The sequence below is a fragment of the Kitasatospora sp. NPDC059571 genome, assembly GCF_042735675.1.
In the GTDB taxonomy this organism is placed as follows: Bacteria; Actinomycetota; Actinomycetes; order Streptomycetales; family Streptomycetaceae; genus Kitasatospora.
On sequence record NZ_JBHWBW010000188.1, the window covers coordinates 1 to 13,561 of the forward strand.

A 13,561-nucleotide genomic window follows, 5' to 3' on the forward strand; every position below is an offset into this window, starting at 1 on the left:
CGCGGGGGTTGCGCCCCCCCCACCCCCCGCCTGGGGGCTATCGGGGGGCGGGCGCCGGGGGGGGGCCGGGGGGGGGGGGCGCCGTCCGGGGCGGCCGCGGCGCCGCCGGGACCGGCCGGGTCGGGGGCGCCGTGGAAGGTCCCCTGGAGCAGTTCGCGGAGCCGGCCGAGGCCGCGGCGGCGGCCCTTGACGGGCCCGGCGGGCCGGGCACCGCCGACCCCGACCCGGACGAACGCACCGTCGACGTAGGCCCACTGGGTCGCGGCGCCGGGCGCCGGCTCGCCGATGCCGATCGGCACCACGAACCAGAACGCCGCGTACAGCAGGGCGCCGATGCCCTGGGCGAAGAAGAGCAGGACGAACGCGAGGCGGACCCAGCGCACCGGCACGCCGAGGTGGACGGCGAGGCCGTGCGCGACGCCGCCGAGCATCCGTCCGTGCGGGCTGCGGTACAGCCGCCGGTAGGCGGGCTGCGCCGGACCGCCGCCGGGCGGCTCCGCGGGCGTGCCGGGAGCGGGCGGGGCGTCGGGTTCGGGGTGCTGGGTCTCGCTGCCGGGTGCTGCCACGCCACAGATGGTCACATGCCGCCGGGGGCCCGTGCATCAGGGTCGGGCCCGGAAGTCTCTCAGGGAGAGATCAGGGTACGGAGGGGGCCGATGCCGGTTGGGCGGCGGCCCGGGAGCCCCCAGGATGGTGCCATGACCGACGAGCAGAGCACCGCAGCCGCCGCCGCGGCGCCGAACGAGCCCCCGCGGCCGCCGCTGAGCCGCAGCGACGAGCACCGGGTGGTGGCCGGCGTGTGCGGCGGGCTGGGGCGGCACCTGGACATCGACCCGGTGGTGTTCCGGGTCGTGGTGGCGGTGCTCTGCCTGTCCGGCGGGCTCGGCCTGTTCCTGTACGGGCTGGCCTGGCTGATCGTGCCGCGCCCGCCGGAGGCGGACGGCTCCCCGGGCCGGACGGAGCTGCAGCGGGTGCTGACCGGCCGGGTGGACGGGCAGTCGATCGGCGCGGTGCTGCTGACCGTGATCGGCACCGGGGTGTTCTTCTCCTCGATGGGCGACGGCGGGCAGTTGTTCCCGCTGCTGCTGCTCGGCGGCCTGGTCTTCCTGGCGGTGCGGTACGACCCCGAGCGCCGCCGGTCCCGGGGCACGGCGGCGCCGAAGGAGCCGGCCGGGCCGTACGACCGGCTGGAGGAGCCGGTGGAGCGCCTGGACTGGAAGACCTGGCAGCAGCGGTTCGGGGCGGACTTCCAGGCGGAGTGGCAGAGCCGGAAGGCGGAGATGCACGCGCGGCTGCGGGAGGCCCGCGAGACGGTCGCCGAGCAGCACGCCAGGGCGCGGGCGGCCGGCACGGTGCCGGCGGACACCCCGGCGCCCGGTCCGTCCGGCTACCTGTGGGACCCGCGGCACCCGGAGCGCAATCCGTACGGCGGGCAGACCCCGCCGCCCGGGGTGCCGGCCCAGGCGTGGTGGCAGCGGACGGACCTGCCGGAGGGCGATCCGCTGCGCAAGCCCTCGGGCGCCGCGCCGGTGCCGGAGCCGCCGGCCCGGCCGGCCCCGCCGGTGGTGCACGAGCGCGGCCGGGGCTCGCTGGGCGCGGCCGGGATGCTGCTGGCGGTCGGGGCGGGTGCGCTGGCCTGGTGGGTGGCGGACCACCGCGGCGGGCCGGTGCACCTGGCGACGGTGCTGGCCGCGGCGCTGCTGGCGCTCGGGCTGGTGATCCTGGTGGGCGCCCGGTACGGGCGGGTGGGCGGGCTGACCGTGCCGGCGCTGGTGCTGACGCTGGCGCTGGCCGCCTCGGGCGGCTCGGACACCTCGCTGAGCGGCGGGTTCGGGGACCGCACCTGGACGCCGGTGAGTGCGGCGGCCCTGCAGGACCACTACGACCTGGCGGCCGGCGACGCGACCCTCGACCTGACCGGGCTGGACCCGGCGGGAGCGTCGCTGAGCAGTTCGGTGCGGGTCGGCGCGGGTGATCTGAAGGTGGTGCTGCCGCGGGACGCCGAGGTCCGGCTGTCGGTGCGCAGCGGGGTGGGCGACGTGCTGCTGCCGAACGGGGAGCGGCTGTCGGGCACGGGCAACAGCCGGGAGGCCGTGGTGCGGCCGGCCGGCGGGGCGGCGTCCCGCGGGACGGTCGATCTGACGCTGAGCGTGGGGCTCGGGGACATCAAGGTGGTGCAGGCATGAGGAAGCATCCGGTGAATGCGTTCTCGCTGGTCTCGGGGCTGGTGTTCACCGCGGTCGCGGTGGTCTACCTGCTGGCCTCGCTGTCCGGGCGGACGGTGGACGCGCGGGTCGCCGTGCCGGCGGTGCTGATCGGGCTGGGGGCGGCAGGGCTGTCGGGGGCGGTGGTGGCGGTGTTCCGCCGGGGCCGGTCCGCGCCGCTGCCGCCGCCGCCCGAGGAGGGCTGAGCGCCGAGGGGGGCGGGCGCCCGTCAGGCCTGCCGGTCGCCGAGTTCCAGCCGGTCGCCGCTGCGGGTGACGGCGTACTTGGGCAGCGGCTTGGTGGCCGGGCCGGTGACCACGGCGCCGGTGGCGGCGTCGAACCGCGAGCCGTGGCACGGGCAGGTCAGCTTGCCGTCGCGGGGGGCGTCGACGGTGCAGCCGGAGTGGGTGCAGATCGCCGAGAAGGCGCAGTACTGGCCGGCCGTGGGCTGCACGATGTAGACGGCGTCGCCGCTGGAGGGGTCCTTGACCTGGGCGGATCCGCCGACCGGGACGGCGGAGGCGGCGACCGAGGGCTTGGCCCCGGTGGTGCCGAGGCCGGCGGTGGGGGCGGGCTCGGCGGTGCGGCCGGGGGCGGCGGTGACGGCCTTGCGGTCGCGGCCGAAGGTGGCGGTGAGCGAGCCGCTGAGCAGTCCGGCGCCGCCGAGGGCGACCGCCGCGATGCCGCCGTCCAGCAGGGACCGGCGCCGGACGGCGTCCTCGGCCAGGCCGCGGGCGCGGTCGCGCCGGGCCCGGCCGGCCAGGTAGCCGTCGACGGAGAAGTACGGGGTGCCGGCCAGCACGAGCGGGGTCCAGGCCATCAGGTAGGCGAGGTCGTTGCCGAGGTAGTACGGCGAGATGCTCCAGCTGACCGTGAGGAACAGGGTCAGGTTGATCATCGCGCCGCCGGCCGCGGCGAGCCGTCCCCACAGACCCAGCAGGGTGCCGAGGCCGACCGCGAGCTCGCCGAAGGCGATCAGCAGGGCGAAGAAGGTCGGCGCGTGCAGGGCGAGGTCGAGGGCCCAGCCGATCGGGCTGGCCCCCTTGACCGCCTGGGTCTGCGAGACGAAGGAGGCGGGGTCGCCCGCGCCGGCCAGGTAGTGGGCGTCCGACAGTTTGTCGAAGGCCGCGTAGACGAAGGTGATGCCGAGGAAGAGGCGCAGCGGCAGCAGCGCGTAGCGGGTGGCGGTCTGCTGCCAGGGGGTGCTCAGCGCGGTCTCGTCCGCCGGCCGGTGTCCGTCGTGCCCCGGGGTCATGCCGATGCCCTTCGCTCGCGCCTGTCGGCTGGTGACAGGTCCGGTCCGATTCTGCACGGAACTGCTCGGGTTCCGTGGCAGCTCCGGAAGCGTACGCAGCCGCGCCGCCACCTCTCTGTACGGAGGCGGCGGCGCGGTCGTTCAATCGGCCTGGCGATCGGCCGGCGGGATCACTCCCACTCGATGGTGCCCGGGGGCTTGCTGGTGACGTCCAGCACGACGCGGTTCACGTCGCGGACCTCGTTGGTGATCCGGGTGGAGATCTTGGCCAGCACGTCGTACGGCAGGCGCGACCAGTCGGCGGTCATGGCGTCCTCGGACGAGACCGGGCGCAGCACGATCGGGTGGCCGTAGGTGCGGCCGTCGCCCTGGACGCCGACCGAGCGGACGTCGGCGAGCAGCACGACCGGGCACTGCCAGATCTGCTTGTCCAGCCCGGCGGCGGTGAGCTCCTCGCGGGCGATGGCGTCGGCCTCGCGGAGCAGGTCCAGGCGCTCCTCGGTGACCTCACCGACGATCCGGATGCCCAGGCCCGGGCCGGGGAACGGCTGGCGCTGGACGATCTCCTCCGGCAGGCCGAGCTCCTGGCCGACCATCCGGACCTCGTCCTTGAACAGCTTGCGCAGCGGCTCGACCAGCTGGAACTGGAGGTCCTCGGGCAGGCCGCCGACGTTGTGGTGGGACTTGATGTTGGCGGTGCCGGTGCCGCCGCCGGACTCGACCACGTCCGGGTACAGGGTGCCCTGGACGAGGAACTCCACCGACTCGCCGTGCTCGCCGGCCTCGGCGACGATCTCGGCCTGCGCCTGCTCGAAGACCCGGATGAACTCCCGGCCGATGATCTTGCGCTTCTGCTCCGGGTCGCTGACGCCGGCCAGCGCGGTCAGGAACCGCTCCTTGGCGTCGACCACCTTCAGCTGGACGCCGGTGGCGGCCACGAAGTCCTTCTCGACCTGCTCGGTCTCGCCCTTGCGCATCAGGCCGTGGTCGACGTACACGCAGGTCAGCCGGTCGCCGATGGCGCGGTTGACCAGGGCGGCGGCGACCGCGGAGTCCACGCCGCCGGACAGGCCGCAGATGGCGCGCTTGTCGCCGACCTGCTCGCGGATCAGCGCGACCTGCTCGTCGACCACGTTGTGGGTCGTCCAGGTCGGCGCGATGCCGGCGCCGCGGTAGAGGAAGTGCTCCAGGATCTGCTGGCCGTGGTCGGAGTGCAGCACCTCGGGGTGGTACTGGACGCCGTACAGCTTGAGGTCGTCGTTCTCGAAGGCGGCGACCGGCACCACGTCGGTGGAGGCGGTGACCGTGAAGCCCTCCGGCGCGGCGGAGCAGGCGTCGCCGTGCGACATCCACACCGAGTGCTGCGCCGGGACGCCCTCGAACAGGGTGGAGCCGGTGCGGCTGACGACCAGCGGGGTGCGGCCGTACTCGCGGGCGCCGGTGTTGTCCACGGTGCCGCCGAGCGTGATGGCCATCAGCTGGAAGCCGTAGCACATGCCGAAGACCGGCACGCCGGCCTCGAACAGCGCGCGGTCGAGCCGCGGCGCGCCCTCCTCGTAGACCGAGGACGGCCCGCCGGAGAGGATGATCGCCTTCGGGTTCTTGGCGAGCATCTCGGCGACCGGCATGGTGCTCGGCACGATCTCGCTGTAGACCCGGGCCTCACGCACCCGACGGGCGATGAGCTGGGCGTACTGGGCACCGAAGTCGACGACCAGGACGGTGTCGTTCTCGGTTGCGGACTGGTCCGGGGAAGCAGAGGACACGGACGGCCTTCCGGCGGGTGTGGGGAGGGTCTGGTGCCGAGTCTACCGGGCGGCTCGAACGCCCTCGGCCGCCCGGCGGCGGCACCGGCCCCGACGCGGCGGTTCACCCGCTTGCCGAGGGCCCGCGCCGTGACCGGCCGGGCCCGCGGTCGTTGCACCTGACGACCGTACGACCGCACCGCGCCCGCCAGGCCCGGGCGGCTCCGGACGGTCGGCAGGACCACGCGTGGATCTCTCGATCCGGTCCACCGGCACGTGTGGCGGGCCCCGCCCGCCGTGGGACCGCGCGCCGGTGCAGCGATCGGGCCAGCAGGGGACAGCGAGCCCGACCGCGGCCGGACGGACCGACGGGGCGGGGCGGCCGGCGCCGGCCGCCCCGCTCCCCGGGCCGCCGTCCCACCACCCGGGCTCCGTTCGCACGCCCCCGTGCGCCCCGGCTTGCCACTACTACGGAGCGTAGTCGAACTGCCGCGGCCGAGGAGCCGTCGCGGAAGCACCCTCTCCCGTGCCCGGACGACCTCCGGAGGGATCTCCACCGGCAAACGGACTGCTGCGAACTGTGCCGAATCGGTTGCACAGTAAGGCTTCCGTCCATCACGATGCTGGTTGTGGGGGTTGGCCGCCCGCCGTGACAGGCGGCGCTCTCCGGTTCCGGGCGATCCGTGAGCCGGCGGCGACAACGGTTATCGCCTCACGCTCCGTAAGGGCCGACCCGGCCCCGCACGCGACGGAGCCCGCACACCCGTCGGGCGTCCCGTCGCACATCCGAGCCATTCGACAGGACGGCGCTCCTCCCCCGGCGCCGTCACCCCAGCACCGGCGCCGCCCTGACGCCGAGTGCTGAACGACAAAGGGCCCCGTTCCCCCGCGGGGCCCTTTGCCCTGTCCGGGGCCCGGGGGCCGGCGCCTTTCCGGGCCGGACCGCCCGCCGCTCCGGGCGCACCACCGCGCACCCGGCCCGGCTCAGTCCCGGCGCCGCCGGTCGAGCACCTCGGCCCGGTACGGCGACGGCGGGGCCGGCGGCTCCTCGGCGGTCCTCACGCCGGTCGAGGGGGGCGCGTCCGGCGCGGGGGGCGCGCACTGCTCCACGGGCACCGGACGGACGGCGGCGAACAGCGCCGGCAGCCCGAGGGCGCCGAGCGCCGCCCACAGCAGGTTGGCCACCACGACGGTGCCGGCCGCCAGCGAGAGCGTGTACAGGTGCTCCCGGCCCTCCGCCGGGCCGGACGGGGAGGGCCCGAACCAGTCCCGCAGCGACACCCCGGCCAGCAGCATCGGCACACTCAGCAGCACCGCGTACAGCGCCGCGAGCCGCAGCCGGTCCAGGCCGCGGAGCCGCATCCGGTACGCGGACCGGCCCAGCACCACCGCGCCCGCCACCGCCAACAGCAGCGCCGCCCACCAGAGTTCGCCCACGCCGGAAGTCCCGAACAGCGACAGGTCCTGGACGGCGTCGTCGGCGCCGAGCCGCAGCGTCGCACCGGAGCCCCGGCCCAGCACCAGCAGCCCCCCGTTGGCCGCCAGCGGCAGCCACACCCAGGCCGGCGCGTCCCACACCAACCCGGCGATCAGCGGGGCCGCCACGGTCGCCGGAACGACGGCGGCCGCCGCCGCGCGCACGGCCGGCCCGAACAGGACCGGCCACCGGCCGGCCCTCGCCCGCAGCGCCCCGGTGTCGAACACCGCCAGGGCGAGCACCCCGGCCAGCGCCGCGGCCACCGCGACCGCCACCGGCAGCTCCACCCCGACGACGCGGTGACCCATCTCCGGCCGCACGGCCGACACCGCGAGCCGGACCCGCCCGAACAGCCCCAGCAGCAGCACCGCCGCGCCGGACACCGTCGCGATGCGGACCGCGGCCCCCGCGGCTCCGGCACGCCCGGCCGCGGCCCCGCGCCGCCGGGCCGTCCGCAGCCCCCGCCACAGCAGTGCCAGCCAGCCGGCCGCCACCAGGACGGGCACCAGGTGCAGATCCGTCCCGGACGCCAGGGCGAGGCCGTCCGCATCACCCGCGCTGCGGCTGTGCAGCGGGGCGCCGAAGGCGGTCAGCACCAGGGCGAGCGAGGCCCGGTACCGGTCGCCGAATCCGGTGTCCGGCGGCCACAGCCCGGGCCCGGGCAGGGCCGGCAGCACCGCCGCGGCCAGCAGCAGGACCGTCGGCGCCAGGAGGGCGCGCAGCACCGGCCGCCACTCGGCGGCGAGCCCGGCGAAGCCGCTGCCGCGCGGCTCGTAGAGGACGCCGCTGCCCCACCTGCCCGGGCCGGCCGGTGCCACCTCGGCCACGTCGCCGATGGCCCCCGCGCCCATCGCCGCCGGCGGACGGTCGCCCGGCTCGCCGAACCGCCGGCCGCAGGCCGCGCACAGCCGCGCCCACGGTGCCGACGCCGACCCGCAGTCCGTACAGATCGCCATGGTCCCCCCAGTCCCCGCCCGCCCCCGGAGCCCGTTTGTCCCACCGGCACCGACGGGCTGTCAACCGGGCTCAGTCCTTGCGGACGGGCACCTTCGGCACGGGCAGCAGCGGCAGCCGCAGCGCCCCGAACGCACCGGACGGGACGGCCGGACGGGACGGCTCGACGGCCGCCACCCGGCGGTAGTCCTCGTCCTGCGCGGGCCGCGGGTCGGCCTCGCCCTTGTTCGGCCACAGCGACATCGCCCGCTCGGCCTGCGCCGTGATCGTCAGCGACGGGTTGACCCCGAGGTTGGCGGAGACCGCCGCACCGTCCACCACGTGGATGCCCGGGTAGCCGTACAGCCGGTGGTAGGGGTCGATGACGCCGTGCTCCGGGTCCGCGCCGATCGGGCAGCCGCCGAGGAAGTGCGCGGTCATCGGCATCCGCATCAGCTCGCCGACGTTGGTGCCGGCGAAGCCGTTGATCTCGTCGGCGAGGATCCGGGCGGCCTCCTCGCCCTCGGGGATGTGCTCGGGGTTGGGCGCGCCGTGGCCCTGCTTCGCCGTCAGCAGGCCCTTGCCGACGCCGCCGGGCTTGCGGAAGGTGGTCAGCGAGTTGTCCAGGGACTGCATCACCAGGCCGATGATGGTCCGCTCCGACCAGCGGTACTTGGACAGGTTCCGGGCCGACAGCACCGGGTGGCGCACCGTGGTGGCCAGGTAGGAGAGCAGGTTGGACCGGCCGTGCGGGAACTGCAGGATGGTCATCAGGCCCATCGCGTTCGAGCCCTTGCCGTAGCGGACCGGCTCGATGTGGGTGTTCTCGTCCGGGTGGATGGACGAGGTGATCGCCACCCCGCGGCTGAAGTCCGCCCGCGGCGCCCCGGTCTTGCGCCGGTAGCGGCGGTTGTCGGTGAGCGCGCCGACCAACGACTCCGAGTTGGTGCGGGTCAGGAAGCCGAGCTTGGCGGAGATCCGCGGCAGCCGGCCGGTGTCGCGCATGGTGTGCAGCAGCGTCTGGGTGCCGTACGTCCCCGCGGCGACCACCACCTGGCGGGCCCGCAGCACGGTCTGCGGCCCCTTGCGGCGGCGGGCGGTCGGCACCGTGGTGACCCGGTAGCCGCCGTCGGGGTGCTCGTCGAGGCCGGCCACCGTGGTCAGCGGGCGGATCTCTGCGCCGGCCCGCTCGGCGAGGTACAGGTAGTTCTCGATCAGCATGTTCTTGGCGCCGTGCCGGCAGCCGGTCATGCACTCCCCGCACTCGGTGCAGGCCTTGCGGGCCGGGCCGGCGCCGCCGAAGTACGGGTCCGCGACCTCGCCGCCGGGCGCCGCCTGCGCACTGCCGTCGGAGTCCTTGCCGTCGCCGAAGAAGACGCCGACCGGCGCCAGGTGGAAGGTGTCGCCGACGCCCATCCGCTCGGCGGTGGCCCTCAGGTGGGTGTCGGCGGCCGTCACGGTCGGGTTCAGCCGGACGCCGAGCATCCGCTGCGCCTGGTCGTAGAAGGGCGCCAGCTCCTCCTGCCAGTCGGTGATGCCGCCCCACTGGCGGTCCTCGAAGAACGCCTTCGGCGGCACGTACAGGGTGTTGGCGTAGTTGAGCGAACCGCCGCCGACGCCGGCACCGGCCAGCACGAGCACGTTGCTCAGCAGGTGGATCCGCTGGATGCCGAAGAGCCCGAGGGCGGGCGCCCACAGGTAGTTGCGCAGGTCCCAGGAGTTCTTCGGCAGGTCGGCGGCGGTGAAGCGGCGGCCGGCCTCCAGCACCGCCACCCGGTATCCCTTCTCGGTCAGGCGCAGCGCGGCGACCGAGCCGCCGAAGCCCGAGCCGACCACCACGACGTCGTAGTCGAAACCGTCGGTGTCCGCCATCTGCCGGTGCTCCTTCGAGGGTGGGGGTGGGGGTCGGCGCGGGCCTGCCCGCTACCGGAAGCGGAGGGTCTTCAGCGCCTTGAGGCCGGTGGTCAGCAGCGCCGCGAAGCGCTGGTCGTCGAGGCCGTGCGAGGGGCCGATCGGCATCAGGCGCTGGGTGGCGACGGTCTGCGCCTCGGTGAAGCGCAGGATGCCCTCGGCGCCGTGCCGGCGGCCGAGACCGGAGTCGCCCATGCCGCCCATCGGGGAGGCGACCGAGCCGTACGCGGCGGCGTAGGCCTCGTTCACGTTGACGGTGCCGGTGTGCAGGCGGGCGGCGACCGCCCGGCCGCGCCGGGTGTCCTTCGTCCAGACGCTGGAGTTCAGGCCGTACGGGGTGGCGTTGGCGGCGGCCACCGCCTCGTCCTCGGTGTCGAAGCGGTAGACCGAGACGACCGGGCCGAAGGTCTCCTCGGTGCAGACCGCCATGTCGGTGGTGACGCCGTCGAGGACGGTCGGCTCGAAGAACAGCGGGCCGAGGTCGGGGCGGGCCCGGCCGCCGGTGAGCACGGTGGCGCCGGCCTTGACGGCCTCCTCGACGTGCCGGGTGACGGTCTCCAGCTGGCGCTCGGAGACCAGCGAGCCCATGTCGGCGCCGTAGGCGAGGCCGCCGCCGAGGCGCAGCGCCCGGGTGCGGGCGGTGAACCGGGCGAGGAACTCGTCGGCGACCGAGCGGTGCACGAAGAGCCGCTCGATGGAGATGCAGAGCTGGCCGGCCGAGGAGAAACAGGCCCGTACGGCGCCCTCGGCGGCCCGGTCGAGGTCGGCGTCGGCGAGCACCAGGAGGGCGTTCTTGCCGCCGAGCTCCAGGGAGGCGCCGACCAGCCGGCCGGCCGCCTGCTGGGCGACCTGGCGGCCGGTGCGGGTGGAGCCGGTGAACGAGACGTAGTCGGCGTGCTCGACGACGGCGGGGCCGATCACCGGGCCGTCGCCGACCACGATCTGCCAGACGTCGGCCGGCAGGCCGGCCTCGACCAGCAGCTCGCGGGCCCACAGCGCGGTGAGCGCGGTCTGCGTGTCGGGCTTGTTGACCACCGCGTTGCCGGCCGCGAAGGCGGGCAGCGCGTCGCTGACGGACAGCTCCAGCGGGTAGTTCCACGGCGAGATCTGGCCGATCACGCCCTTGGGGCGGCGGGCCTCCAGGGTGTGGGTGAGCACCGGCAGGGCGCCGCCGCGCCGGCGGTCGCGCAGGTAGGAGGCGGTCTTCCGGCCGTAGTGCCGGGCGGCGGAGGCGGCGGCCAGCACCTCCTCGAAGGCGTGCAGGCGGGTCTTGCCGGTCTCGGCCTGGATCAGGTCGAGGACCTCGTCCTGCCGCTGGAGCAGCAGGTCGTGGAAGCGCAGCAGGACGGCGGTGCGGCGGCGGACGGGCAGGGCGGCCCAGGACTGCTGGGCGCGGCGGGCGAGCCGGTAGGCGGTCTCGACGTCCGCGGGGGTGGAGAGCGGGAGGGTCGCCAGCCGCTCGCCGGTGAGCGGGGCGCGGGTGTCCGCGGTGGCGGCGTCCGGGGCGGCCGTGATGCCGCGGGCCAGCCGGGCGACGACGGCGTCGGTGACCGCCGAGGCGACCGTCCGGCCCCCGCCCGGAGCCGCGGGGTTGCGCCCGGTGCCGTCGGTGGACCGGGCCTGTGCGTCTGCCGTGGTGTCCGTCATGGTGCGCAGCCTAGGCCCTCGGGCCCCGGTTGTGTACCCGCCGGTAACAGCAAGTTGCGTGGTGGAACGGTGACGCTCAGTGCTCCACGGCGAAGTTGTTGAGGACGATCGTGAAGCGGCGCAGCGCGTCCTGCCAGTCCTTCTCCGGCGAGGCCACCAGCACGTCGTAGGAGGTGCCGTCCTCGGTGCGGAACTCGGCCTCCTTGAGGTGGCGGCGGCCCGAGCCGTCCAGGGCGGCGTAGCTGAACTCCCAGACCGCGCCCTCCTGGCCGTTCACCTTGATGGCGGTGAGGCCCTCCCGCTTGTAGGCCGGGCGGTTCTTGGTGATGGACTCCTCCATCTGCTTGAAGTGGTCCATCGGCGTCAGGGGCTGACCGACGGTCACCGCGAACTGGAGGTAGTGCACCTTGTTGTCGGCGCTGTAGTAGATCTCGTTGTTGTCGGTGGAGCGCACCCACGGCTTGCCGCCGGTCGGCAGCGGGAAGGTGAACCCGGCCGGGTCCTCCTTCCAGGTGTAGCCGCTGGGCGCCGGGCCGGGGGCCTTCGACGGGTCGGTGGTCGGCACGGTCAGCTGGCTGTTCTGCGGGTCGGGGGTGTCCGTACCGGCGGCCGCATGGTGCGTCAGCGCGTACCCGGCGCCGCCGGCGAGCAGCGTGAACGCCACCGCGGCGAGCAGCAGGCGGGGACCGAGCGGGCGCCGCGGGCGGGCCGGCTGCGGGGGCGGCGGGGCCACGGGGTTGCCCGCGGCGGGCGGGAGCGGGGTGGTGCCGCCGAGGTCCGCGGCCGGCGCGGCCGGCACCGGCGGCACGGGCAGGGTCGGCCCGGTGGGCTGCACGGGCGCGGCCGGGGGCCGCTCGGGCTCGGTGCGGTCCACCACCGGGACCCGCTGGGTCGGCGTGCGGTGCACGGCACCCGGGACGGGGGCCTTCATGCCGAGGGTGTGGCCCGCCGTCACCTCGCGCAGCATCCGGGCCGCCTCGTCGGCGTTCGGGCGCTCCGCCGGGTCCTTCGCCATCAGCGCGGCCAGCACCGGGCCGAGCGCGCCGGCCCGGCGCGGCTCCGGCAGCGGGTCGCCGACGACCGCGGCCAGCGTGGTCAGCGGCGAGGTCCGGCGGAACGGCGACTCGCCCTCCACGGCCGCGTACAGCGTGGCGCCCAGGCCCCACAGGTCGGAGGCGGGCCCGGGCCGCTCGCCCTGGGCGCGCTCCGGCGCCAGGTAGTCCGGGGAGCCGACCAGGTCGCCGGGGCGGGTGAGCTCGGTGGAGCCCTCGAAGGTGGCGATGCCGAAGTCGAGCAGCACGACCCGGCCGGTGCCCTTCTCCAGCAGCACGTTGGCCGGCTTCACGTCGCGGTGCAGCACGCCCAGCTGGTGGCCGCGGTGCAGGGCGGCGAGCACCTGGAGGCCGACCTCGGCGGCCTCGCGCGGCAGCAGGGTGCCGTCCTGGCTGATCACGTCGGCCAGCGAGCGGCCGTCGACCAGTTCCATGACGATCCACGGCCGGCCGTCGTCCTCCAGCACGTCGTGGATGGTGATGACGCCCGGGTGCTTGATCCGGGCCGCGGCCCTGGCCTCGCGCTTCATCCGGGACTGGAGGATCTCCAGTTCCTCCTCGTCGAGGTGGCTGACGGTCAGCTCCTTGACCGCCACCTCGCGGTCGAGCATCTCGTCGCGGGCCCGCCAGACGGTGCCCATGCCACCGCGGCCGAGCCGCTCGCCCAGCGCGTAGCGCCCGGCCAGTACCCTGCCGGTGTCCATGGCATCCGTCGACCGGTCCTGCACGCCCATGGCGACCGCTCCCCCATCCTCAGTCCACCGTCACCGTGACGGAGGTATCGGTGCACCGCAGACTCACCGCACGGACATCTTGCAACCCCAGATTAGGCGTCCCACGGGCGGGGGCCGAATCCCCGCCGCGGGCCCCGGCCCCGCTGCCGTCAGCCGGACGCCAGCACGACCGCCGCCAGACCGGCCAGCAGCGTCAGCAGCACCCCGCCCACCAGCAACGGGCCCAGCAGGGCGGGTGGCAGCAGCGGCGGCCGCGCCGTGCGGGCAGAAGGCTCGACCGCACGCGAACGGCGTGCGCGCCGGGCCGGCGGCCCGGCCGGCACCCGGACGGCCGGCAGCAGCGGCGTCTCCTCCGGCGGCCCGTACGGCTCGGGCGCGGCGGCCAGCAGGGCACGCAGCCGGATCTGCACGTCGGCGGCGGCCGGCCGGTCCGCGGCCGCCGGGGCCAGCAGTTCCTCGACCAGGCCGCGCAGCGGCCCGCAGCCGTCCGACGGGTGGCGCCACCCCGCGCGCACGGCGGCCCGCCGGGTCGGCCGGTCCTGCTCCGGGTACGGGAGGGGGCCGGTCCGAGGCCGGGACATCTGCACGCCCAGCGCCCCGCAG

The 13,561-nt window shown here is 75.7% G+C and carries 9 protein-coding genes and 2 pseudogenes; 2 read left to right on the plus strand and 9 right to left on the minus strand.

Annotated features, from left to right (window positions below):
• Positions 1–566, minus strand: a 566-nt coding sequence (locus ACFV0G_RS21090; protein ID WP_380549833.1) for a PspC domain-containing protein, incomplete at its 3' end; no start/stop codon positions are given.
• A gap of 132 nt (positions 567–698) precedes the next feature.
• Here ACFV0G_RS21090 and ACFV0G_RS21095 point away from each other — a divergent pair.
• Together ACFV0G_RS21095 and ACFV0G_RS21100 are read left to right on the plus strand one after the other, a co-directional pair.
• Positions 699–2,186 carry a PspC domain-containing protein gene (locus ACFV0G_RS21095; protein WP_380549836.1) on the plus strand — a complete coding sequence of 496 codons (1,488 nt, stop codon included), beginning with the start codon at positions 699–701 and terminating at the stop codon, positions 2,184–2,186.
• Positions 2,183–2,410, plus strand: a complete 228-nt coding sequence (locus tag ACFV0G_RS21100; protein ID WP_380549839.1) for a hypothetical protein — start codon at positions 2,183–2,185, stop codon at positions 2,408–2,410. The genes ACFV0G_RS21095 and ACFV0G_RS21100 overlap by 4 nt, the downstream gene beginning before the upstream one ends.
• 23 nt (positions 2,411–2,433) lie before the next feature.
• On the opposite strand, the gene ACFV0G_RS21105 is transcribed toward ACFV0G_RS21100, so the two are convergent.
• The 8 genes and pseudogenes from ACFV0G_RS21105 to ACFV0G_RS21140 all read right to left on the minus strand — a co-directional run.
• Complete coding sequence (locus tag ACFV0G_RS21105; protein ID WP_380549857.1) at positions 2,434–2,967, minus strand: Rieske (2Fe-2S) protein; 534 nt, start codon at positions 2,965–2,967, stop codon at positions 2,434–2,436.
• Positions 2,947–3,459 (minus strand): annotated as a pseudogene (locus tag ACFV0G_RS21110) (DoxX family membrane protein); the annotation flags it as partial. The gene ACFV0G_RS21105 and the pseudogene ACFV0G_RS21110, both read right to left, overlap by 21 nt.
• Positions 3,460–3,629: 170 nt before the next feature.
• Positions 3,630–5,225: a glutamine-hydrolyzing GMP synthase gene (guaA, locus tag ACFV0G_RS21115; RefSeq protein WP_380549842.1), complete on the minus strand. Its 1,596-nt coding sequence runs from the start codon at positions 5,223–5,225 to the stop codon at positions 3,630–3,632.
• Positions 5,226–6,188: 963 nt separating this feature from the next.
• On the minus strand, positions 6,189–7,637 hold the full coding sequence (locus ACFV0G_RS21120; protein WP_380549845.1) for a hypothetical protein: 1,449 nt from the start codon (positions 7,635–7,637) through the stop codon (positions 6,189–6,191).
• 70 nt (positions 7,638–7,707) lie between these two features.
• The gene (locus tag ACFV0G_RS21125) at positions 7,708–9,486 is read right to left on the minus strand and encodes a GMC oxidoreductase (RefSeq protein WP_380549848.1); all 1,779 of its coding nucleotides are present in this window, start codon (positions 9,484–9,486) and stop codon (positions 7,708–7,710) included.
• Between the two features lie 51 nt (positions 9,487–9,537).
• Positions 9,538–11,172 (minus strand): succinic semialdehyde dehydrogenase, encoded by a 1,635-nt coding sequence (locus ACFV0G_RS21130; protein WP_380549851.1) that lies wholly within the window; start codon positions 11,170–11,172, stop codon positions 9,538–9,540.
• A 76-nt stretch (positions 11,173–11,248) separates the two neighbouring features.
• The gene (locus ACFV0G_RS21135) at positions 11,249–12,958 is read right to left on the minus strand and encodes a serine/threonine-protein kinase (protein WP_380549854.1); all 1,710 of its coding nucleotides are present in this window, start codon (positions 12,956–12,958) and stop codon (positions 11,249–11,251) included.
• Positions 12,959–13,107: 149 nt separating this feature from the next.
• Positions 13,108–13,561, minus strand: a pseudogene (locus ACFV0G_RS21140) (hypothetical protein); the annotation flags it as partial.

Excerpts from the sequence above, each read along its gene's own strand:
- ACFV0G_RS21095 (WP_380549836.1), top strand. The coding sequence starts at position 699 with ATGACCGACGAGCAGAGCACCGCAGCCGCCGCCGCGGCGCCGAACGAG.
- ACFV0G_RS21100 (WP_380549839.1), top strand. The coding sequence starts at position 2,183 with ATGAGGAAGCATCCGGTGAATGCGTTCTCGCTGGTCTCGGGGCTGGTG.
- ACFV0G_RS21120 (WP_380549845.1), bottom strand. The coding sequence starts at position 7,637 with ATGGCGATCTGTACGGACTGCGGGTCGGCGTCGGCACCGTGGGCGCGG.
- ACFV0G_RS21125 (WP_380549848.1), bottom strand. The coding sequence starts at position 9,486 with ATGGCGGACACCGACGGTTTCGACTACGACGTCGTGGTGGTCGGCTCG.
- ACFV0G_RS21130 (WP_380549851.1), bottom strand. The coding sequence starts at position 11,172 with ATGACGGACACCACGGCAGACGCACAGGCCCGGTCCACCGACGGCACC.
- ACFV0G_RS21135 (WP_380549854.1), bottom strand. The coding sequence starts at position 12,958 with ATGGGCGTGCAGGACCGGTCGACGGATGCCATGGACACCGGCAGGGTA.